16 protein-coding genes and 2 pseudogenes are annotated in these 21,464 nt (G+C 73.5%); 9 read left to right on the top strand and 9 right to left on the bottom strand.

Features of this window, described 5'->3' with window-relative positions; all coding sequences use genetic code 11:
* Window positions 1-200 precede the first annotated feature (200 nt).
* Window positions 201-1,607: an AAA family ATPase gene (locus AB0F77_RS04345; protein WP_361941185.1), complete on the bottom strand. Its 1,407-nt coding sequence runs from the start codon at window positions 1,605-1,607 to the stop codon at window positions 201-203.
* A gap of 387 nt (window positions 1,608-1,994) precedes the next feature.
* Window positions 1,995-2,753, bottom strand: coding sequence for a GntR family transcriptional regulator (locus AB0F77_RS04340; protein ID WP_361941182.1), 759 nt, complete (start codon window positions 2,751-2,753; stop codon window positions 1,995-1,997).
* A 426-nt stretch (window positions 2,754-3,179) separates the two neighbouring features.
* Between AB0F77_RS04340 and AB0F77_RS04335 the strand changes: the two genes are divergently transcribed.
* The 6 genes from AB0F77_RS04335 to AB0F77_RS04310 all read left to right on the top strand — a co-directional run bounded on the left by AB0F77_RS04335 (window position 3,180) and on the right by AB0F77_RS04310 (window position 10,319).
* Entirely contained in the window at window positions 3,180-4,670 is a 1,491-nt protein-coding gene (locus AB0F77_RS04335; RefSeq protein ID WP_361941179.1) for a glycoside hydrolase family 3 protein, read from the top strand.
* Window positions 4,671-4,969: 299 nt separating this feature from the next.
* Window positions 4,970-5,992, top strand: coding sequence for a phytanoyl-CoA dioxygenase family protein (locus AB0F77_RS04330; protein WP_361941176.1), 1,023 nt, complete (start codon window positions 4,970-4,972; stop codon window positions 5,990-5,992).
* Window positions 5,989-7,311: a DUF6271 family protein gene (locus AB0F77_RS04325; protein ID WP_361941174.1), complete on the top strand. Its 1,323-nt coding sequence runs from the start codon at window positions 5,989-5,991 to the stop codon at window positions 7,309-7,311. The genes AB0F77_RS04330 and AB0F77_RS04325 overlap by 4 nt, the downstream gene beginning before the upstream one ends.
* On the top strand, window positions 7,308-8,552 hold the full coding sequence (locus AB0F77_RS04320; RefSeq protein ID WP_361941171.1) for a type III PLP-dependent enzyme: 1,245 nt from the start codon (window positions 7,308-7,310) through the stop codon (window positions 8,550-8,552). Before AB0F77_RS04325 ends, AB0F77_RS04320 begins: the two co-directional genes overlap by 4 nt.
* 1 nt (window position 8,553) lies before the next feature.
* Window positions 8,554-9,084 (top strand): GNAT family N-acetyltransferase, encoded by a 531-nt coding sequence (locus AB0F77_RS04315; protein ID WP_361941169.1) that lies wholly within the window; start codon window positions 8,554-8,556, stop codon window positions 9,082-9,084.
* A complete protein-coding gene (locus AB0F77_RS04310) occupies window positions 9,081-10,319 on the top strand; it encodes an MFS transporter (RefSeq protein ID WP_361941166.1) in 1,239 nt (412 codons plus the stop codon). The genes AB0F77_RS04315 and AB0F77_RS04310 overlap by 4 nt, the downstream gene beginning before the upstream one ends.
* Before the next feature lie 79 nt (window positions 10,320-10,398).
* Here AB0F77_RS04310 and AB0F77_RS04305 read toward each other — a convergent pair whose 3' ends face one another.
* Both AB0F77_RS04305 and AB0F77_RS04300 read right to left on the bottom strand, forming a co-directional pair.
* Window positions 10,399-10,770, bottom strand: coding sequence for a hypothetical protein (locus AB0F77_RS04305; protein WP_361941163.1), 372 nt, complete (start codon window positions 10,768-10,770; stop codon window positions 10,399-10,401).
* 192 nt (window positions 10,771-10,962) lie between these two features.
* The gene (locus AB0F77_RS04300; protein ID WP_361941160.1) at window positions 10,963-11,556 is read right to left on the bottom strand and encodes a TetR/AcrR family transcriptional regulator; all 594 of its coding nucleotides are present in this window, start codon (window positions 11,554-11,556) and stop codon (window positions 10,963-10,965) included.
* Between the two features lie 223 nt (window positions 11,557-11,779).
* Here AB0F77_RS04300 and nhaA point away from each other — a divergent pair, with 223 nt between their 5' ends.
* Together nhaA and AB0F77_RS04290 are read left to right on the top strand one after the other, a co-directional pair.
* Entirely contained in the window at window positions 11,780-13,660 is a 1,881-nt protein-coding gene (gene nhaA, locus AB0F77_RS04295; protein WP_361941157.1) for a Na+/H+ antiporter NhaA, read from the top strand.
* Window positions 13,661-13,741: 81 nt separating this feature from the next.
* Window positions 13,742-14,782, top strand: a complete 1,041-nt coding sequence (locus AB0F77_RS04290) for an AsnC family transcriptional regulator (RefSeq protein WP_361941154.1) — start codon at window positions 13,742-13,744, stop codon at window positions 14,780-14,782.
* A 37-nt stretch (window positions 14,783-14,819) separates the two neighbouring features.
* On the opposite strand, the gene AB0F77_RS04285 is transcribed toward AB0F77_RS04290, so the two are convergent.
* From AB0F77_RS04285 to AB0F77_RS04270, 4 genes and pseudogenes are all read right to left on the bottom strand, one after another.
* The gene (locus AB0F77_RS04285) at window positions 14,820-15,215 is read right to left on the bottom strand and encodes a Rid family hydrolase (RefSeq protein ID WP_361941151.1); all 396 of its coding nucleotides are present in this window, start codon (window positions 15,213-15,215) and stop codon (window positions 14,820-14,822) included.
* A gap of 28 nt (window positions 15,216-15,243) precedes the next feature.
* Window positions 15,244-16,356, bottom strand: a pseudogene (locus tag AB0F77_RS04280) (aldehyde dehydrogenase family protein).
* 53 nt (window positions 16,357-16,409) lie between these two features.
* Window positions 16,410-17,933 (bottom strand): MFS transporter, encoded by a 1,524-nt coding sequence (locus AB0F77_RS04275; protein WP_361941148.1) that lies wholly within the window; start codon window positions 17,931-17,933, stop codon window positions 16,410-16,412.
* Between the two features lie 164 nt (window positions 17,934-18,097).
* Window positions 18,098-18,314, bottom strand: a pseudogene (locus tag AB0F77_RS04270) (hypothetical protein).
* 56 nt (window positions 18,315-18,370) lie between these two features.
* Between AB0F77_RS04270 and AB0F77_RS04265 the strand changes: the two are divergent.
* The gene (locus AB0F77_RS04265; RefSeq protein WP_361941145.1) at window positions 18,371-18,838 is read left to right on the top strand and encodes an STAS domain-containing protein; all 468 of its coding nucleotides are present in this window, start codon (window positions 18,371-18,373) and stop codon (window positions 18,836-18,838) included.
* A 78-nt stretch (window positions 18,839-18,916) separates the two neighbouring features.
* On the opposite strand, the gene AB0F77_RS04260 is transcribed toward AB0F77_RS04265, so the two are convergent.
* Window positions 18,917-21,352, bottom strand: coding sequence for a lamin tail domain-containing protein (locus AB0F77_RS04260; RefSeq protein ID WP_361941142.1), 2,436 nt, complete (start codon window positions 21,350-21,352; stop codon window positions 18,917-18,919).
* Between the last annotated feature and the right edge of the window lie 112 nt (window positions 21,353-21,464).

The following is a 21,464-nucleotide window of genomic DNA, read 5'->3' as shown; positions in this document are numbered from 1 at the left end:
GCCACCCTCCGGAAACCGGCCAACTTAGGTAAGGCTATTCTAAGTAGCCGGGAGGGTGTCAATGCCCTGATCTCTCCCCTGATCTTTCCCCGGGTCTCTCTCGTCTCTCCAGGTCTCTCGCCAGGTCTCTCTCCGGGGTTCTCCCGCGACGAGGCCGGGCCCGGCGCGCCAGGGCGCCCGGCCCGACGACGGCGGTGGTGTCAGGGGACGTCCGGCAGGATCAGCTCCCCGTGACCCGGTGCCCTGCCCAGGCCCTTCGCCCCGATGGTGCGCAGCCGGGTGCGCGTCGGTTCGACGGTCTGGCGGGGCAGCCGGATCTGGCCCGGCGCCGGCGCGCCGTCGCCCGGCGGGGGCACGTGGGCGTACATGACGTACAGACGGGCGGCGTCGTAGAGCCGGTGGCGCAGCTGCTCACCGGTGCCGTACCGGCTGACGTAGGTGACCTGGCGGTCGAGCAGTTCGTCCAGGAGGTCCACGGCCTGGCGCCGGGACACGCCCGCACCGGCGACGACGTCGGCGATGCCGAACTCGCCCCGCAGGGCGCCCAGTCGGCGCAGCGCGGCGGCGACGGCCGGCGGCAGCACCTGGTGGCGGGCGGCCACGCTCGCCTGGAGCGACAGGTCCCCGACGCGCAGCAGGGGGAGGCGCTCGCGCTCGTCCAGCAGCCGGTCCGCGAGGTCGCGCAGCGGACGGTGCGGGCGGGCCGAGAGCCACAGCCCGGCGATGTGCAGGGCCAGCGGCAGCCGGCCGCAGGAGCGCACGATGGTCATCGCGGCCGACGGCTCCGCGCCCGTGCGCGCGGCGCCCACCAGGTCCGCCAGCAGGGTGTGCGCGTCCAGCGGATCGAGGGCGCCGATCCGCTGCCGGAACTGCCCCGGCAGCGCGGACAGTTCACGCCGCGCGGCCACCAGGACGGCGCTGCGGGCGTCGTCGACCAGCAGCGGCCGCACCTGTGCCTCGCTGTCCACGTTGTCGAGGACGACCAGCACGTGACGCCTGCTCAGCGCGTCCCGCAGCCGCGCGCCCGCCTCCTCCGGGTTCTCCGCGGCGGAGGCGTCGCCCAGCGACCGCAGCACCCGGCGGACCAGCATGTCCGGGGTGAGCGGCGCCGAGGAGGCCGGATGCAGGTCGACGAAGACCTGGCCGTCCGGGAACCGGTCCCGCACCCCGTGCGCGACCTGGAGGACCAGGGAGGTCTTGCCCGCGCCCGGCGGTCCGACGACGACCGCGGGCCGCCCGCGGTCCCGGCGCTGCCGCGCCGTCAGATGGGCCCGGAGCGAGGTGATCGGCCGCTGCCGGCCGACCAGTCGGGTGCGCGGGGCCGCGGGCAGTTCGGCGGGCGGCGGCCCCGGCGCCCGTACGGGGCGGGCCGGTTCGCGGGGCGCGCGCAGTAGACCCCCCACCTCCGCGGCCGGCAGCCCGAGCGCCCTGGCGAGCAGCAGCAGGGACTGCTTGCGGGGCCGCGCGGTGTGGCCGGTCTCGAGGTTGCGGATGGCCCGGACGCTCAGCCCCGATCTCGCCGCCAGGTCCTCCTGGGTGAGACAGGCCGCCTCACGCGCGCCGACCAGCACCGCCGCAAGCGTGTCCACCGTGGATGTCTCGCTCACATCACGCCCATTTCGTCGTTCGGTGCCGTCCCGGTGCGCGGACACGGGGACGGCGGAGAACCCGCGGGAGCCTCCGGCACGGTGTCGCCGCGGGGGAGAACAGGGTGGGGTCCGGGACGGTTCGCCACCGGAGCGGGCCGAGGGGGGAAGTGGGGTGAGGGTCGGGGGAGGGGCCGGGCGCCCGGGGCGGGGTGGAGGGAACGGGCGGCGCGGCGCGGGGGGTCGGGGTCTCGGGTCGTGGGCGTGTTCCGGGTGCGTGTCCGGGATGCGTGCCGGGTACGAAGGCGGAGTCCTCCAGGACTCCCGGCCACCCGGCCCGGCGAGCCGTCCGGCGGGCGGTTCCTGCGGGCGGTCCGACGTGTGGTCCGGCGGGGTCGGGACCGCGCGTCAGTCCGCCGGCCTCATCAGGGTCACCGTGAATTTGTAGCGGGAGCCGCGGTACACCGAGCGGACCCACTCCACGGGCTCGCCGCGCGCGTCGCGGGAGTGACGGGACAGCAGCAGCATCGGCAGGCCCACGTCCGTGGCCAGCAGGGCGGCCTCGCGGGGCGTGGCGAGCGACGTCTCGATGGCCTCCTCCGCCTCCGCGAGCCGGACGCCGTACACCTCGGCGAGCGCCGTGTAGAGGGAGCGGTACGTGGTGAGGGAGCGGCGCAGTCCGGGGAAGCGCCGGGCGGACAGATGGGTCGTCTCGATGGCCATGGGCTCGCCGCTGGCCAGCCGCAGCCGCTCGATGCGCAGCACGCTCTCGCCGACCCCGATGCCGAGCAGCCCCGACAGTTTCTCGTCGGCCTCGACCTGGCCGACGTCGAGGACGCGCGAGTCGGGTTCGAGGCCCTGGGCGCGCATGTCCTCGGTGTGGGACGTGAGCAGCAGCGTGCGGTAGAGCTTGGGGCGGGCGACGAACGTGCCCTTGCCCTGGATGCGGTCGAGCCGTCCCTCGCCCACGAGCTCCTGGAGCGCCTGGCGGACGGTGGTGCGCGAGGTGTCCAGCTGGACGGCGAGTAATCGCTCCGCCGGCATGCGCGAGCCCGGTGCCAGCGCGTCCGTCATCTCCAGGACCTGCTGTTTGACGTGGTAGTACTTCGGCACTCGCGCGCTGCGGCCGGGCGTGCCCCCGATGGCGTTGCTGACGTCCGTGGTCATGGCCTGCCTTCCCCCGCTCTGTCGCCGGACCCCGTTATAGCCCGCAACCGCCCTTTGGTCTAGTCCAACCGGAGAAGGTGATCCGCGGCCGACCGCGGTGGGATGTTCTTCGCGTAACGGGGGAGATCGACCCCTCTGACGCCCTTGACGCTGCCCAAAAGTCTAGGCCAAGCTCCCTCGTGCAGGTCTACACCATTCATGCGCCGGGCGCCGTCCGAGCGCGGTGGCGGCGTGCCCGGAACACCGCCGGCGGCGAGTCGGCGGTTCTCGAGGGAGGGGGAGGTGCGGCGCGGTCCGGCCGCCGTCGTGGTGTGCCCGGCCGCCGGTCGGCTTGCCCTCGTGTCCCCCTCGTGTCCTATTCCACCTCTGCAACACGCGGCAGCGCGCGGCCTGGTCCGGCGGTGCCGTGAAGGGATGACGCCTTCGATGACCACTATCGCCACCGGCAACGAGACCCTCACCCGTGACGCCCTCGCCGTGCTGCAACCCGGGTTCGCCGGGACCACCGCGCCGGACTGGGTGCGCCGCCGCGTCGGCGAGGGCCTGGCGGCCGTCGCCCTGTTCGGCCGCAACGTGGTCAGCGAGGACCAGGTGGCCGCGCTCACCGGGCAGTTGCGGGCCGAGCGCGACGACCTCCTCGTCGCCATCGACGAGGAGAGCGGCGACGTCACCCGGCTCGACGTCCACACGGGCTCCGCGTTCCCCGGCAACCACGCCCTCGGCGCCGTCGACGACCCCGAGCTGACCCACCGCGTCGCGCGCGAGCTGGGCCGGCGGCTCGCGGAGTGCGGGGTCACCCTCGACTGGGCGCCGTCCGCCGACGTCAACGCCAACCCCGACAACCCGGTGATCGGGGTGCGCGCCTTCGGCGCCGACACCGACCTCGTGGCCCGGCACACCGCCGCCTACGTCCGGGGCCTCCAGTCCAGCGGCGTCGCCGCGTGCACCAAGCACTTCCCCGGGCACGGCGACACCAACGTGGACTCCCACCACGCCGTGCCCCGCATCGACGTTGACGAGGCCACCCTGCGGGCGCGCGAACTGGTGCCGTTCCGCGCGGCCATCGAGGCCGGCACCCAGGCCATCATGAGCGCGCACATCCTCGTGCCGGCCCTGGACCCGGAGCGCCCTGGCACCCTCTCGCGGCGGGTGCTGACCGACCTGCTGCGCGGTGAACTCGGCTACGACGGCCTGATCGTCACCGACGGCATGGAGATGCGCGCCATCGCCGGCACGTACGGCCTGGAACGCGGTGTCGTCATGGCGATCGCGGCCGGCGCCGACGCGATCTGCGTGGGCGGCGGACTGTGCGACGAGGACACGGTGCTGCGGCTGCGGGACGCGCTCGTCGAGGCCGTCCGCAGCGGTGAGATGCCGCACGAACGGCTTGCCGACGCCGCCGCCCGGGTGCGCAGGCTCGCCGCCTGGACGGTGGAGACCCGGCGGCGCGCGCGGGCCGAGGCCGCGCCCGACCCGGAGGTCGGACTCGCGGCGGCCCGCCGCGCGGTGACGGTACGGCGGCAGGCGTCCGCCGCCCCGGTCGACGGGCCCGTGTTCGTCGCCACCTTCAACCCGGAGCCCAACATCGCCGTCGGGGACGTGACCCCGTGGGGCGTCGGGGGCGAACTGGAGCGGCTGCTGCCCGGCACCGTCACCGGCTCCTTCAGCGGGCCCGACGCGGGGGCCGAGGCACTGGCCGCGGCGGCCGGCCGCCGGGTCGTCGCCGTGGTCCGCGACGAGCACCGGCACGACTGGATGCGGACGGGACTCGACACGCTGCTCGCCGCCCGCACGGACACGGTCGTCGTCGAGATGGGCATACCGCAGTCCCCGGCGCGGGGCGCCCTGTACGTCGCCACGCACGGCGCCGCCCGTGTCTGCGGGGTGGCGGCGGCCGAGGCCATCGTCGCGGGCTGACCCGCGACGCCCCACGACGACGAGCCCCCGGCGCGGACGCGCCGGGGGCTTCGCGCTGCCGTACTGCCTTGCAGAGCAAGGGAGTTGACGCCCCGCGGTGCCGGACCGGCGGCCGTCCGCCCGTGGGCCGCCGCCGGTCACCGGCAACTAGCGGGCAGTTGGCGGCAACTTCGGCCGGTTCGCGTTGACACCGCCAAGTGGTCTAGTCCAGGTTGGGAGAACCTCAGTTCGATCATCGCGGCGATCCGGCACCGACCGGCCGCTCGGCCGCCGAAGAACTCGATCCCTGGAGTGATCGCATGCCGACGCATGCCCCCTACCTGTACCGCGCCGCCTCGGAGCGCCCCTACTTCAGCGCGGACGGCGAGACCTACCTCGCGCGGACACCGCTGCGGGACATCGACAAGTCCCGCCCCCTGCGCGTCCTGTCCGAGGAGGAGTTCGCGTTCTGGAAGACGTACGGCTACGTCGTCGTCCGAGGCGCCATCACACCCGGCGAGGCCAAGAGCCTGCTCGAATTCGCCTGGGAGTTCCAGGGGCTGGACCCCGACCGCCCCGAGACCTGGTACACCGAGCGGCCGTTCCGCTCCGACCTCGACCGCGACCTGCACGTGTACGGCTTCGTCGAGGCGTACCACCACCAGCTCATCTGGAACAGCCGGCAGACACCGCGCGTCTACGACGCCTTCGTGGACGTCTGGGACTGCGAGGAGCTGTGGGTCACCCTCGACCGGCTCAACCTCAACCCGCCCAACCGGGGCAGCCGTTCACGCTCCCTCATCGAGGCGACCGACACCGGCTTCGACATCGAGCTGCACTGGGACGTCGACACCACCCTCGGCGTGCTGCCGCAGCGGGTGCAGGGCATCATCGCCCTCAACGACACCGAGCCCGACCTCGGCGGCTTCCAGTGCGCCCCCGAACTCTTCCGGCGCTTCGAGGAGTGGCGGATCACCCAGCCCGCCGACCGCGACCCGATCCGGCCCGCCGCCGACCGCGCCGAGTTCCCCGTCGTACGCCCCGACCTCCAGGCCGGCGACCTGCTGATCTTCAACGGACTGCTGGCGCACGGCGTCGCGGCCAACCTCTCCGACAACGGTGTCCGGGCCGTGCAGTACCTCTCGATGATGCCCGCGCTGGAGGAGCACGACGCGCTGCGCCGCTCCCGCGTCGAGTCCTGGCGCACGCTCGGCACCCCCGACTGGAACGCCACCCTGCTCGGCGACGCGTCCCGGCCGGAGACGGAGCGCTACGGCGCGGCCACCCTCGACGACCTGGGCACCAAGCTGCTCGGCCTGCACCCCTGGGGCGGGCGAGCGTGAGCGCCGGCCGCCGGATCTGCCTCGCGCTGCCCACCGACCGGGCCTGCTCCGCGACCATTTCGGCCATCGGCGAGGAAGCGGCGTACGCGGCCCGCCGGTTCGGCGTCGAGGTGGCCCTGCTGATCCTCGACTCCTCCGACAGGGCGACCCACGCCGAGCACGCCCGCGCGGTCGCCGCGCTGCCCGCCGTGCCGGACGTGACCGTGCACCACCTCGACGAGACGGCGCAGCGGGAGTTCCTGAGCACCGTCGTACGGCGCTCGGGCGCCGCCGAGCCGGACACGCTGCTGCGGCTGATGCTGCCCGACGGTCCCTCCTACGGCGCCTGCACCAACCGGGCCTTCCTGATCGCCGCCGCGCTCGGCTGCCGTTCCGTGCACCGCAGGGACTCGGACAGCGCCTACCAGACCCTCGACGGCGCACCGGTCTTCCCCGTCCACCACGAACTGCTCTCCCTGGGCAGGCCCGCGGCCGAGGCAGCCGCGGACGTGACCGAGACCCGGCTCGACCCGGCCCACGCCCATCGGACCGTGTCGATGGTGGGCGCCTCCTTCATCGGTGAACTCTCCGTCGACATCGGCGAGATCGCAGCTCTCGACGAGGGCGTCTACCACGACGTCGTCAGCCTGTGGGCACCCCCCGACTGGTCCGAGGCCGACAAACGGGCGCTGGTCGAGGAGTCCTTCACGGGCGCGGGCACCGCCCCCTTCACCGCAGACCACTCCCTGCTCGGCCTGGTCGACCCGATGCGCGTCGACATGTGCAACATCAGCTTCGACCACGACGTCTACGAGCGCGTCCCGCTGCCCCCGGCCACCAGCACCATCGGCAGCGACTACTTCCTCATCCACCTGGTGCACGACGCCGCGCTCCCCGGAGTGCTGCACAACCGGCACATCGAGAACTTCTACACACCGCACCGGCGCACCGACGCCGGATTCCTCGCCTACCAGACGCGGTTCGTGAAGTTCCTGCTGTCCATGCTGCACTTCAACGCCGTCTACGCCGCGATGGCCCGGCCGGACGCCGCCCTGCTGGACGACGAGGGCCACGTCCGCGCGGACACCGTCGCCGCGCTGCTGCGGGAGAGCACCGCAGCGGACCGGACCGAGAACGTGTGGCGGCTCGACCGCGTCGACACCGCCTACCGCAAACTCGGCGGCCGCTACGAGGTCTTCGCCGACCTGCTCGCGGGACAGCGGGACCGACTGCTCGACGAGGCCCGGCGGGACGTCGAGGAGTTCGCCCTGCTGACCAACGCCTGGGCCCCGCTGGTCCGGGCCGCCCGGGAGCACGGGCCGGGAAGCGCGGGCGGGTGAGCGTGGACCTCTCAGTGCGGCTGGCGTCCGCCCTGGCCGCCGCCACGTCGGACCGGATCGTCTTCGACCTCACCGGGATCGAGGGGCAGTACGACCAGCTGCTGCGCGAACTGCCCGGCGTCGCCGTGCGGTTCGCGGTGAAGGCGTGCCCCGTCCCCGAGGTGCTGGCCTGCCTCGCGGACCGGGGCGCCGGCTTCGACGCCGCGAGCCCCGCCGAGATCTCCCTGGCCCTGGCGACGGGCGTGCCCCCCTCCCGGATCCACTACGGCAACACGGTCAAGTCCGACACGGACATCGCCGAGGCCCACCGGCTCGGCGTACGGACCTTCGCCACCGACAGCGTCCAGGACGTCCGGGCCGTCGCCGCGCACGCTCCCGGCTCCCGGGTGTACTGCCGGCTCGCCACCAGCGGCGACGGCGCTCTGTGGGGCCTCAGCCGCAAGTTCGGCTGCTCGCGCGACGACGCCGTGCGGGTGCTGACCGAGGCCCGCGCGGCCGGGCTCGTCCCGGCCGGCCTCTCCGTCCACGTCGGCTCCCAGCAGATGACCGCCGACGCCTGGCGGCAGGCGTTCGACTCCCTCTGCGACACGCTCACCGCCCTGCGCGGCCGGGGCATCACACCCGACCACGTCAACCTCGGCGGCGGGCTGCCCGCGCTCGGTTACCTCGACCGGCGCGGCGACCGCCTCGAACCGCCCCTGGACAAGATGTTCGCCGTCATCCGCGACGGCGTCGACCAGGTGACCGACGCCGCCGGCGGCACACCCCTCGGCCTCGTCATGGAACCGGGCCGCCACCTCGTCGCCGACCACGGCGCCGTCCGCGCGCACGTGTACCGCCTCACCGGGCGCGGGCGCGCCGACGGGGGCCACGGGGCTGATGGGGCCGACGGGGACACGGCGCACTGGCTGTACCTGAGCTGCGGCAAGTTCAACGGGCTCTACGAGATGGACCAGTTGCGCTATCCGCTGCGCTTCCCCGGCCGCGCGGGCGACGGCCCGGCCGTGACCGCCGTCGTCGCCGGGCCCACCTGTGACAGCGACGACGCCTACGGCACCGAGGGGCCCGGCACCCCCGTCCCCGCGGACCTCGTCTCCGGCGAGCCCGTGTGGATCCTGTCGGCCGGCGCCTACACGACCAGCTACACGACCCGCGGCTTCAACGGCTTCAGCCCCCTGCCGTACGTCTGCGTGCGCGAGGGCCGGGACGGCGCGGCGGCACCCGCGGAGGTGACGGACTGATATGAACCACCCGCCGCGCACACGCGCCGTCGCCGACACCGACTGGCCGGACGTCGCCGCCCTGGAGGCCCTGGCGTACGCCGGCACGTCCCTCACGGAGGGGCGGGCCGCGCTGGAGTCGCGGGGCCGGATCTCGCCCGGCACCTGCTTCGTCCTCGACCTCGGCGGACGGATCGGGGGCTACGTCCTCGCCCTGCCCTACCCGATGTTCCACCACCCGGACCTGGGCCGGCCCGAGGAGGTGACCTTCCACTCCCGCAACCTCCATCTGCACGACATCGTCGTGGCCCCGCCGCTGCGCGGCCGAGGACTGGGGCGGCGACTCCTGGACCGGGTCACGACCGCCGCCGGGGCGCGGGGCTACGAGCACATCTCGCTGGTCGCGGTCGACGGCATGGAGGGGTTCTGGCGGGCGCACGGCTACCGCACGCACCACGACGTCGAAGTCCCGCCCGGCTACGGCGAGAACGCCGTCTACATGTCGACAGGGGTGCGCGCGAGCCGGCCCCAGGAAGAGGAGGAAGCGGGTTGAGAGACGTCCTGAGCGTCCGCGACGAGGCGCGGCGCACCAAGTGGGCCATCGCGGCGCTGTTCTGTTTTCTCGGGTTCCAGTACGCCACCTGGGCGTCCCGGCTGCCCACCCTGAAGACCCGGCTCGACCTGTCCGAGGAGGAGCTGGGCCTGCTGCTGATGGCCTGCGGCGCGGGCGCGGCGGCCTCCTTCCCGCTGGTCGCCCATCTGATGCGGCGCTGGGGCTCGCGCCGGCTGGCGCTCGTCTCGGCCCAGTGCCTCGCCGCGCTGCTCGTCCTGCTGTCCGTCACGCCGAACTACGCGGTCACCCTGCTGATCATCTGCGGGGACGGGGTCGCCGTGGGCGCCCTGAACGTGGCCATGAACGCGCAGGGCGCCGCGCTGGAGAAGAAGTACCGGCGCACCGCCATGTCCCAGCTGCACGCCACCTTCAGCGCCGGGCTGCTCGGCGCCGCGCTGCTGGCGTCCGGGGTGAACCTGGTGACGTCCGCGATGACCGCGCACTTCGGGGTGGCCGTGGTGTTGCTGTTGCTGCTGCTGGTCCTCGCCCGACCGGCCCTGCTCGCCGAGCCCGGGGAGCGGTCGGCCACCGCCGCCGGGGACACGGAGGGCGCGGGGGCGCCGGGGGAGGAGCCGAAGCGGAGCCGCAGATGGAGCATGCCGTCGCGCATGACGCTGTGGATGGGGTGCGCGATGGCCTTCGGCACGGTCACCGAGGGCGCCATGAACGACTGGTCGGCGCTCTACATGAAGGACATCGCCAAGGCGTCGGCGTCCGTCGCGCCCATGGGCATCGCCGTCGTCTCCGTGATGATGCTGCTCGCCCGATTCTTCGCCGACCGCTGGCGCAGCCGCTGGGGCGACGGGCGGGTCGTGCGGGTCGGCAGCGCGGTCGCGGGCATCGGGCTGGCGCTCGCCCTGCTGGCGGGCGGGGTCGTACCGGCGCTCGTCGGGTTCGCGTGCGTGGGCCTGGGCGCGGCGGCGATCACCCCGTGCGTGTACGTGGCCGCCGCCGCGCAGGGCTCCGACGCGCTGGCGCTGGTCGCGGCGATGGGCACCACGGGGCTGCTGGTCGGACCGGCGCTGATCGGCTTCGTCGCCGGCGCGGCGGGGCTCGTCATGGGCATGGCGGCGGTCTCGGTGTCGGCCCTGATCGTCTGCCTCGCGGCGACCCGCATCCACTGGGGCTCCCTGATCCGGACCCCGAGCCCGGCGGTGCCGGCCACGGCGGAGTGACGTCCTGACGGTCTGCCACGCGGGAAGACCGCTCGCCGGATGCTCCGCAGACACGGGGAGCATCCGGCGAGCGGGTGGGTCACGGCATCCGGTCCGCCATGGCGGCCGGTGCCAGCGAGGGGCTCGCGCCGGCCGCCTCGGCCACCTGTTCGTCGTCGGAGAGCAGGGCGACGATCAGTTCGGGCGGCAGGGACGGATGGGCCGCCGCCACGGCACGGGCCCACCGGTCCTCCAGACAGGCCCGCGCCCCCGTCGAGCAGGGCGAGCGCGACGAGCGGCTGCGCCACGGGATCGACGTCGGCCGCGGTGAGCCGTCCCTCGTACGCCAGCCGTACGGCGGCCTCCTCGCTGCGTGCGGCCAGGGCGGCCACCTGGGCGGGGCCGAGGCCGGGGCGACCGGCCGGCACGTCGGCGAGGGGGTGGCGGCCGACCCGTGCAGGACGGCGTTCACAGGCCGGCACCGTGCCCGAACGAGGGCCGTACGGCCTGTGAATTTCGCCTCGGACAAGCGGATCGAGGGATTCACCTGGTCCTTGACGATCTTTGTTGCGCGCAGGGGCCACCATGGCCCCGATGATCTCCGCCCCGTCGGGGACCACCGCCGCACGGGGACCGCCGCCACTGCGGAGACCCCCGCGGCCGGTCACGGAGTCGCGTACGTCCGCAGCAGCGCCAGTGCCTGCCGCAGTGCGCTGCGCAGGTGCTCCGTCGAGCCGGTCGCCTTGTCGAGCACGGCGCCGCCCTCCAGCACGGCGAGCACCAGCGAGGCCAGCTGGTCGACCGGCGCGTCCGCCCGCAGCAGTCCGGCCGCCCGCATGGTGCCCAGCCGGTCCCGCACCATGGTGTGCAGCGTGGTGAAGGCCCGGCCGACGACGGCACGGGCCTGCCGGTCGCAGTCCATGGCCCGCCCCGCGAGGGCCGCCACCTCGCAGGCGTCGTCCTGGGACTGCTGCTCGTGCAGCGCGATGATCCGCTCGAACCAGTCCTCCCAGTCCCGCCAGGTCGCGAGGGTCTCGGGGGTGCCCTCGTCGATGAGCCGCCGCACCTGCCGCTCGGTGGCGGCGTGCCGCAGCTCCTCCTTGCCGCCCGGGAAGTAGTGGAACAGCTGGCCCTTGCTGGTCCTGGTGACGCGCATCACCTCGTCCAGGTTCAGCTTCTCGGCGCCGCCGACGACCAGCAGATCCGCGGCGGCCTCCAGGATGCGGGCCTTGGTCGCCTCGCCCTTCGCAGTGGTCATGGCGCGAGGGTAGCAAGGTCTGGACTCACCGGTCCAAAGGTGTCCCGTGACGGGGGCCCCGGCCGGTGGTGGGAGCGGCACGCCCGGCCGACGATGGGGACGACCGGCGCGACGCACGCGGGGGACGGCAGGAACGACGCGCGGGACCGGCAGGAATGAAAGGCGCGGTCGGGCGGCTGTTGTCGGCGTCATGACCGGCGAACCCACAGGATGCGAGGTTGGCATGGCCTCCCTGGCCGACGAGTACACGGGGCAGACCGCGTGCGGCACCGACACGCACACCCCGCTGCGCGACTTCCTGCGCACCGAGACCGGGAGCGCCGCCGTCCTGGTCACGGTGGCGCTCGTCGCGCTCGTCTGGGCCAACGCCGCACCCCACTCCTACGAGGCGCTCTGGCACACCCGTCTCTCGGTCCGGCTCGGCGCCCACGGTCTCTCGCTCGACCTGCGGGAATGGGTCAACAGCGGCCTGATGACCGTGTTCTTCCTCGTCGTCGGGCTGGAGGCGCGCCGCGAGTTCGACATGGGCGAGCTGCGCGACCGTGCCCGGCTCGCCCTGCCCCTCGTCGCCGGCCTCACCGGCATGCTGGTGCCCGTCGCGATCTACCTCGCCCTCAACGCGGGCCACGGCACCACCCAGGGCTGGGGAGCGGCCATGTCGACCGACACCGCCTTCGCCCTCGGCATGCTCGCCGTCGTCGGCCGCCGGATGCCGCCCGGACTGCGCGTCTTCATCCTGACCATCACCGTCGTCGACGACTTCCTGGCGCTCGGCGTCATCGCCGTCGCCTACAGCGACAGCATCCGGCTGCCCGCCCTGCTGGTCGCCGTGGGCACCTTCGCCGTGATCCTCCTCGTACGGCGGCTGGGCGTGCGGCGCGGCGCCGTGTACGCCGTCCTGGCCGTCGCCGCCTGGGCCGCCCTGCTGGAGTCGGGCGTCGACCCCGTGGTCATCGGCCTCGCCATGGGCCTGCTGACGTACGCCTACCCGGCCACCCGCGGCGACCTGGAGCGCGCCACCGGGCTCTTCCGCCTCTTCCGCGAGCAGCCCACCCCGGAGCTGGAACGCTCCGTGCGGGCCGGACTGGCCTCCGCGCTCTCCCCGAACGACCGGCTCCAGCGCCTCTTCCACCCCTGGGCGAGTTATGCCGTCGTCCCGCTGTTCGCGCTGGCCAACGCCGGCATCGGGATCGGCGGCGACCAGCTCGCCCGCGCCTTCACCTCGCCGGTCACCCTGGGCATCCTCCTCGGCTACGTCGTCGGCAAGCCGCTCGGCGTCGTCGGCGCCTCCGCCCTGGCCACGGCCCTGTCCCGCGGACGCGTGCGGCCCCCGGTCGGCTGGGGGGCCGTGACGACGGGCGGCACCCTCGCCGGCGTCGGCTTCACCGTGTCCCTGCTCATCGCCACGCTCGCCTTCGACGGCACCCGGCTGGCGGACGCCAAGACCGGCATCCTCGCCGCCGCCCTCGCCTCGTTCTTGGTCAGCAGGGTCGTCACCGCGGTGATCAACGCCCTGCCCGGGTCCGTGCGGCTGCGCGCCCTGCTCGGGGAGTCCGAGGCCATCGTCGACCTCGCGGTCCCCGTCGACCCCGACCGCGACCATGTGCGCGGCCCGCGCGAGGCGCCGGTGACCGTGGTGGAGTACGGCGACTACGAGTGCCCGTACTGCGGGCAGGCCGAGCCCGTCGTCCGGGAACTCCTCGGCGACTTCGCGGACGTCCGCTACGTGTGGCGCCACCTCCCGCTCACCGACGTCCACCTCCACGCCCAGCTCGCCGCGGAGGCGGCCGAGGCCGCGGCGGCCCAGGGCCGGTACTGGGAGATGCACGACCTGCTGCTCGGCCACCAGGGCGCCCTGCGCGCCGACCACCTGCGCGGCTACGCGGACGGCCTCGGCCTGGACGTGCCCCGCTTCGAACGCGACCTGCGCTCCCACGCGGGCGCGGCACGGGTCGCCGAGGACGTGGACTCGGCGGACCTCAGCGGTGTGGCGGGCACCCCCACGTTCTTCGTCAACGGCCGCCGCCACCACGGCGCGTACGACATCACGAGCCTGTCGGCGGCCGTGCGGGCGGCCCGGGAGCGGGCGGCCGTCGCCGTCTAGGACGGGCCCGGGGGTGCCTCGGGGGAGCCCTGGGGACCTGGTGGGCAACACCATGCCGGTCCTCCGTGTAGATTTCCCGCCATGCTGACGTCCGATCCCGTGGATTCCCACGACATCGACCGCACGGACGCGCGGATCATCCGCTGTCTCCAGTTGTCGCCGAGGGCCGGGTTCGCCAGGATCGCCTCGGTGCTCGGGGTGTCCGAACCGACCGTCGCCCGCCGCTACCGCCGGCTCACCCGCACCGGCGTCGTCCGGGTGCTCGGCGTCACCGATCCGCAGGCCCTCGGCGAGTCCACCTGGATGGTCCGCGTCAAGTGCCGGCCGCACGGCACGAGCGCCCTCGCCGACTCCCTCGCCCGCCGCGACGACGTCAGCTGGGTCGCGCTCAGCGCCGGGGGCTCCGAGGTCAACTGCGTGGTCCGGTCCCTGTCGGCGGAACAGCGCGAGGACCTCCTCGTACGGCGCCTGCCCCGCACCACCCCGGTGCTCGGGCTCGACGCCGCGATCGTCCTGCACCAGTACGTCGGCGGAAGCGCGCGTTACCGCTCGCTGTTCGCGGACGCCCTCACCGACGACGAGGCCGCCCGGCTCGGCACCGCGCCCGCCCCGGACGCGCCACGGCGCACGGTCGAACTGGAGCCGCACGACCTCGCCGTCATGGACGTCCTCGCCCGCGACGGCCGGACCGGCTACGCCGAACTCGCCGCCGCGGCCGGGATCTCCGAGGGCCGCGCCTCCCGCAGCCTGGCCGCGCTCCTGGAGTACGGCATCGTCGGCCTCGACGTGGACCTGGCGCCCGCGGCCTTCGGCTACCAGGTGCGCGCCAACCTGTGGCTCCGGGTCGCGCCCGCCCACCTGGACGGGACCGGCGCCGCCCTCAGCGCCCTGCCCGAGGTGACCTTCGCCGCCGCCGTCTCCGGCCCGCACAACGTCTTCGTCGCCGTCATGTGCCACACGCTGGACGAGCTGTTCGGCTTCCTCAGCACCCGGATCGGCGCCCTCACCGGAGTCCAGACCGCCGACCTCGTCCCCCTGCTGCTGCCGGTGAAGCAGTCCGGCGCCCGCATGGACGGGGACCGCTTCTCGGCCGTGTCGTACGACGGCCCGCGCGGCCGGTGACCCGTACGGGGCCGCCGGCCGCGCGGGGACCGGCCCGCTACGCGTCGTCCGCCACGGCGACCGCCTCGATCTCCAGCCGGTGCCGGGGGTTGGCCAGCCGCGGCGTCTCCACCAGCGTCGACGCCGGGCGGGTGTCCCCGAACCAGCCGAACACGGTCTCCATGGCGTCCCGCAGGAAGCCGTCCATGTCGGTCGTGAAGATGTTGATGCGCACCACGTGCGCCGGCGTCAGGGAGACCGCCGCCAGGGAGACGCCGAGGTTCGTCATGATCTGCTCGGCCTGCTCCGCCATGGTGTCGGGCAGCGTGCCGTCGGGGCGGTAGCCGACGGTGCCCGCGATCTCGTAGCGCAGGGTGTCGCGGAAGCCGACGATCTGCGTGTACAGACCCGGTACGGGCTCGAAGACGCCGTCCGGCTGAATCCTCGTGTGCATGGTTCTCGGTTCTCCTTCCGACGGGACGTCAGTGCCTGGTGCTGATGACCTTGGACTGGGTGAAGCCGAGGACGCTCGCGCGTCCGCCCTCGCCCCCGTTGCCGCTGGACTCGAACCCGCCGAGCCCGAACTCGACGTCGTTCGCGAGCCGTACGGCCTCCTCGACGTCCTCGTAGCCGATCACGGGCAGCGCGGGGCCGAACTGCTCCTCGGTGACCAGCCGCGCACGGTGGTCCACGCCCGACACCACGGACGGCAGCAGGAACCAGCCGCGCTCGGGATCGGTGCCGAACTCCCCGGCCGTGTGCACGGTGGCGCCGAGGGAGCGCGCCTCGTCGAGGAAGTCGCGCACCCGCTCGCGCTGCGCCCTCGTGTGGACCGGGCCCATGGTGGTCGCCGGGTCCAGGCCGTCGCCCACGACCTGGCCCTTCAGCCGGGCGAGGATGCCCTCCACGGTCTCGGCCACGCGGTCCAGCGGCACGTACACCCGCTTGACGCCGAAGCACACCTGTCCCGCCGCCATGAACGCGGCCCGGGTGAGCGCGTCGAACATGCCGTCGTCGAAGGGGGCGTCGGGCAGGACGAGGGCCGGGTCGTTGCCGCCCAGTTCCACGTCCACGTGCTTCAGGGTGGCCGCCGCGGTCGCCGATACGATCCGGCCGGTGGGCACGCTCCCGGTGAACGACACCGCGCGCACCCGCGGATGCTCCACCAACCGGTGGGCGGCGACGGCGCCTTCGCCCGTCACCACCTGGAGGACCGCCTACGGCAGTGCGCCCGCCAGCGCCTCCATCGCGGCCCGGGTGGCCAGCGGCGCGGTCGGCGGCACGGCCAGCACCAGCACATTGCCCGTGAGGAGTGCGGGGAAGACCTTCAACAGCGAGAGCAGCAAGGGGTAGTTGGCGGGAGTGATGGCGGCCACCACCCCGTACGGCACCCGGTGGACCCGGGTCCAGCCGCCGTCGTCGGGCAGCCGCTCACCCGTGTCGAGCGACTCGGCTGTGTCCCGGTAGACACCGGTCAGGAACTCGGCGAACCACGGCTCGGAGCCCGCCTCCTGGAGCAAGCGGTACCGCTCGGTGGCCGGCCGGGCGGCCCACGCGCCGGCCGCGGCCTCGGCGGGGCTGCGGACCTCGATCACCGCTCGATCGGTCACACCGATTCATCTCCACTGTGAATCAATGAATGAATAAGTCAACGAATAGATGAATCGAGGGATTGGGTTACGTGGGTGTCCGGGGCCGTCGACCGCGGCCGGATCATCACGAGGACGACGAACGACGCGAGGACCGCCACCACCCCGGCGACCAGGAACAGCCGGCCCACCCCGTGGACCGCGGCGGCCTCCAGGGCCGTACGCAGGGCTCCGCGCGAAGCGTCCGGCACGGCCGACAGCGACTCCCGGGCACGCCCGCTCGCCACCACGCCGGCCAGGGCCTCCGGGTCGGGCCGCCCGGAGTCCGCCAGGGAGGAGCGCACCCCGGTGGTGAACACGCTGCCCAGCAGCGCGATCCCGAACGCGGACCCCAACTGCCGCGCCGTGTTCACCGCGCCGGCCGCCATGCCGCCCCGGCGGGCCGGCACCGCGGCCATGCCCGTGGCGCTGAGCGAGGGGGTCGCGAAGCCCACCCCGACGCCGATCACGAAGAACCCGGGCAGCAGCGCCCACGCCCCCGCGGAGCCGCGCACCAGCACGAAGCCGACCAGGTCACCGACACCGATGACCAGCAGCCCGGCCGCGATCACCCACCTCGGCGACCACTGGGCCAGCATCCGTCCCACCACGACCGACACGGCGAACGCCGCGGCCGACATCGGCAGGCCCACCAGCCCCGCCTCCACCGGGCCGAGCCCGAGGACCGACTGGAGCCAGATCGAGGTGTAGGTGAACGACACGAACGCCGAGAAGCTGAGCACCGCGCCCGCGAGCAGGACTCCGCTGAACGTCGGATGGCGCAGCAGCGTCAGGTCCAGCAGCGGGTTCGCCACCCGGCGCTCCACCACGCCGAACACCAGGACCAGCAGCAGCCCGCCGAGCGACGGACCCCAACTCGCGGCGTCCGCCCAGCCGGACGTGTTCGCCTCGATCATCCCGAACGTCAGCAGCCCGGCCGCGCCGGTGAACACCACCAGACCGGCGAGGTCGAACCGCTGCCGCGCCGGGGCGTGCGTGCCGTCGACGACCAGCAGGGTCAGCACCACCGCGGCGATGCTCACCGGCAGGTTCACGAAGAAGATCCACCGCCAGGACAGCCCCTGCGTCAACGGCCCGCCGGCCAGCGGCCCGATCGCGGACGCGGCCCCCGCCACCGCGCCCCACACCCCGTACGCGGTGCCCCGGTCGCGGCCGGTGTAGGCGCTGTTGAGCAGCGCGAACGTCGTGGCGAACATGGCCGCGCCGCCCACGCCCTGCACCGCGCGGGCCACGACGAGCGCCCCGGCCGTCGGGGCGAGACCGCAGACGAGCGAGGCCAGGGCGAACAGGACCAGCCCGGCGACGTACGACGTGCGGTGTCCGATCCGGTCGGCCAGCGAGCCGATCCCCAGCAGCAGCGCGGCCAGCGCGAGCGCGTACCCGTCCACGACCCATTGCAGCGACGAGAACGAGGCCCTCAGGTCCCCGGCCATGGCCGGCAGCGCGACGTTCACGATCGTCACGTCCACCAGCAGCATCAACGTCCCCAGGCACACGGCCAGCAAGGGGAGCCACTTGCGCATCGATACCTCCTACGAAGCTCCCCCGACGCTATGCGGCACGTCGGAGGGAACCACGCCGGAGGGCGCGTCACCACGGGAATCCGATGGGGAGGACCCCAGATTCGGGGAACCATGTCGTGTACGGGCGGCCCGGTGCCGGAATCAATCACCGGGAGCGGCGGCAGTCACCGGAGGAGGGGGTCGCCGTCGTGGTGGGCGCCGCGCTGGGCGTCGTCGTACGCGAGGACCGAGAGCAGGGAGGCCACGGTCAGGCCGGCCTCGGCCGGATGCCGCAGGACCTTGTCGGATTCGATCCGGTAGGTGTTGGGCGGCGAGGTCGCGGATGCGCACATTCGGGTTGTCGGCGATGGCGGCCAGAACACGTGCGTGGTTGGTGAGGATGTTCACGTGCCCCGTCAGGCTGCCCTACGACAGGGACCCGCAGGGGAGAGGCGGCCATGCCACAGCAGTCACACGCCGCCCGCGCGGACGGCGACCGTACGACCGTCGTCGTGCGCGGCGACCTCGACATCGACGCGGACCGCGCACTGCACCACACGCTGAGCACGGCGCTGGCCGGCTCGGCCCGGGGCATCGACGTCGACATGAGCGGGGTCGGCTTCTGCGACTGCGCGGGCCTGAACGTCCTGCTGGAGATCCGGCTCCTGGCACGCGAACAGTCGAAGACCGTCACGGTGCGCGCCGCGAGTCCCGCGGTGCACCGCATACTGACGCTGACCGGCACGCTGCCCCTGTTCGAGGCGGAGCCCGAGCCGGAACCGGAGCCCGACCGCTCCCTGCTGGAAGGGGAGGTGCGGGCCGGCGTCGCCTCCCCGCACCTCGCGCGGCGGACCCTCCGCGCGCCGTACCCGTCCTGGCCGGCCGCGCTCTCGCCGCCGCGCACGCCGGGCACGGTGCGGCTCTGACCCCGAAAACGGGTGCAGCGCGCGGATCACTCCCGCACACCGCACCCGCCGTCGCCCCGGACCGGCCGGAACGGGCGCCTACTTGAAGCGGACCACCTGCGGGTCGTGGTCGCTCGTCTGGTCGTGGAACTCGGAGTTGATGTGGACGACCTCGTAGTCGGGCTTCTTGATGGCCGGTGAGACGAGGATGTGGTCCAGGGTCTGCGAGTTGCCGTCGTAGACGTAGCTGTAACGCTGGTTCACCGGCAGGGTGTTGATGAGGTCCTTGAGGACCCCGTGCGCGGTCAGCGTGGCCAGCGGCTTGGAGAACTGGAAGTCGTTCAGGTCCCCGAGCACCACGACCTTGGCCTTGGCGTCCTTGGCGAGCAGTCCGGACACGAAGGAGTTGACCTCGGTGGCCTGGGCCGTGCGCTGCGTCTCGGAGCTGAGCGTCGGCGGCTGGAACGCGCCGTGGCCCGGCTGGTCGCCGCCCTTGGAGTTGAAGTGGTTGGCGACGACGAAGACCTGCTTGCCGCGGAAGGTGAACTCGCCGACCAGCGGCTTGCGGCTGCTCTTCCACGCGTCGGAGGCCGGGTCGATCCTGCCGGGCGACACCGACAGGTGCACGCCCTTCTTGCGGTCGCGGACCGTCTCGACCGGGGTGGTCGACGTGCCGCCGGGCCGGTCGACGAAGTGGACGCGGTGCGGGTTGAACAGGAGGACGGTACGGATGTTGCCGCCCGGCTCACCGCCGTCGGCGTCGTTGACCGGGTCGATGGAGCGCCAGTCGTACGCCGGGCCGCCCGCCGCCTTGATCGCGTCGATGAACTGGCCGATCGTCCTGTCGGCCGCGACCGTGCCGTCGTCCTTGGCACCGTTGTTGTCCTGGATCTCCTCCAGGCTCACGATGTCCGGCGACGCGAGGTTCTTGACGACGCCCTGGGCGAGCCGGTCGAACTTGCTCTGCGGGTCCGTCGGGTCCAGGTTCTCGACGTTGTACGTGGCGACGGACAGCTCGTTGGACTTGCCGCGCCGGGCGACGTCCGGGGTGAGCCCACCGGGCACGACCGTGCCGAGCGTGGTCGCCTGGATGTTGTAACCGCCGAAGTCGGAGTAGTCGACGGGGCCCGCCGTCGTCCCGGAGAGGGTGTCGCCGACGTCGGCGGACAGACCGGTACCGGTGAGCGAGGTGACCAGCAGACGGCCCGAGTTGGGGTTCGCGTACCCGGTGATGACCGTGCCGCCGCGGGGCGTGGGGTTCTGCTTCGGCTTGGTGGTGATCCACGTCTCGTCGTACTGGTTCGTGGCACCGACCACCCGCGAGCTGCCGACCTGCACGCGCATGCCCTCGCGGGACTCCAGCCAGTCCAGCGCATAGCTGCCGGGCCGCAGGTGCAGGCCCTCGATGTTCCCGCCGCCGGCCTGCGGGGCGTAGTCGTCGGGCAGCGTCTTCGGGTCGATGACCTCGGCCGCGGGCAGCGCGTTCCCGGAGGACAGCACGACCGCCCTGGGGCCGGTCAGTTCGGTGACGGACTGGGTGCCGCTGCTCTGTCCGCCCGGGTAGTACTCGCTGACCCTGCCCGAGACCAGGACCGAGTCGCCGGCCTTGACGGTGGGGTTGGCGGAGCCGGTGTAGACGAAGACGCCCTCGCTGGTGGCCGCGTCGCCGTCGGCGTCGGGGTCCTGGATCCAGTAGCCCTTGGAGCCGGAGGTGCGCACACCGGTGACGATGCCGGGCACGTTGGTGACGTTCTCGCCGTTGTGCGGCGAGATCCGGGTGGCGCCCTGGATGTCGTGGACGCGCAGCGGGCCCGGCGCGGTGTCGGTGGGCGACGGCGTGGGGGAGGGCGAGGGGTCGCCGCCGGGGCCGGAGCCGTCGCCGGCGCTGTTGCGCGGGGTGGGCGAGGAGGCCGTGAAGTCGGCGGAGTTGTCGTCCGTGTCGGCGAGCGCGCCGGTACGGGACACCGAGGCGGTGTTGCTCGCGCCCGTGGCGGGGCTGCCCTCGCGCACGACGGCGGTGCCGAAGCCCACCAGGTCCTTGACGGTGCCGTCGGCCGCGCAGTCCGCGGCGCTCAGGCAGACCAGGGCGGTGGTGGAGTGCACCAGCGCCACGGTGCCGCTGGTCGCCGACATCGCGATGGCGCCGGAGGCGTCGGCCGCGGGCCGGGCGGTGTCGCCGCCGGTGCCCTTCGACTCCTGGACGAGATAGCTGCCGCCCGCCGGAACGGCGCCCGTCAACGGGGTGACCTGCCACTTGCTGTTGGCGGTGGGCGACCCGCTCAGGTACTGCACCGACCATCCGCTCAGGTCGAACGGCGCGCCACCGGCGTTGCCCAGCTCGATGAAGTCGTTGGTCAGGGAGGCACCGGAGTTCCCGCCGCCGCCGTACGCCTCGGAGATGACGGCGTCCGCGGACGGCGCCGCCTGGGCCGAGAGCGGCAGGGCGAGCAGGGAACCGACGATGCCGATGGGGAGCGCCAGGAGGCCGGCCTTGGCACCTCTGCCGCGCAGGGACGGCGGTATGCGTGAAGACACGTAGGGCTCTTTCGTGCGGGGACCGATGAGGAACGAAGCGACTGAACCGTGGGAGGTGGCACGCGAGTTGTGGACCGGCAGAAAAGATACGCGCGTAGATTGTGGGCAACAA

Source organism: Streptomyces sp. NPDC026672 (genome assembly GCF_040638185.1).
In the GTDB taxonomy this organism is placed as follows: Bacteria; Actinomycetota; Actinomycetes; order Streptomycetales; family Streptomycetaceae; genus Streptomyces.
The sequence above is the reverse complement of the archived record's forward strand: the minus strand, read 5'-3'. Positions and strand labels throughout refer to the sequence as shown.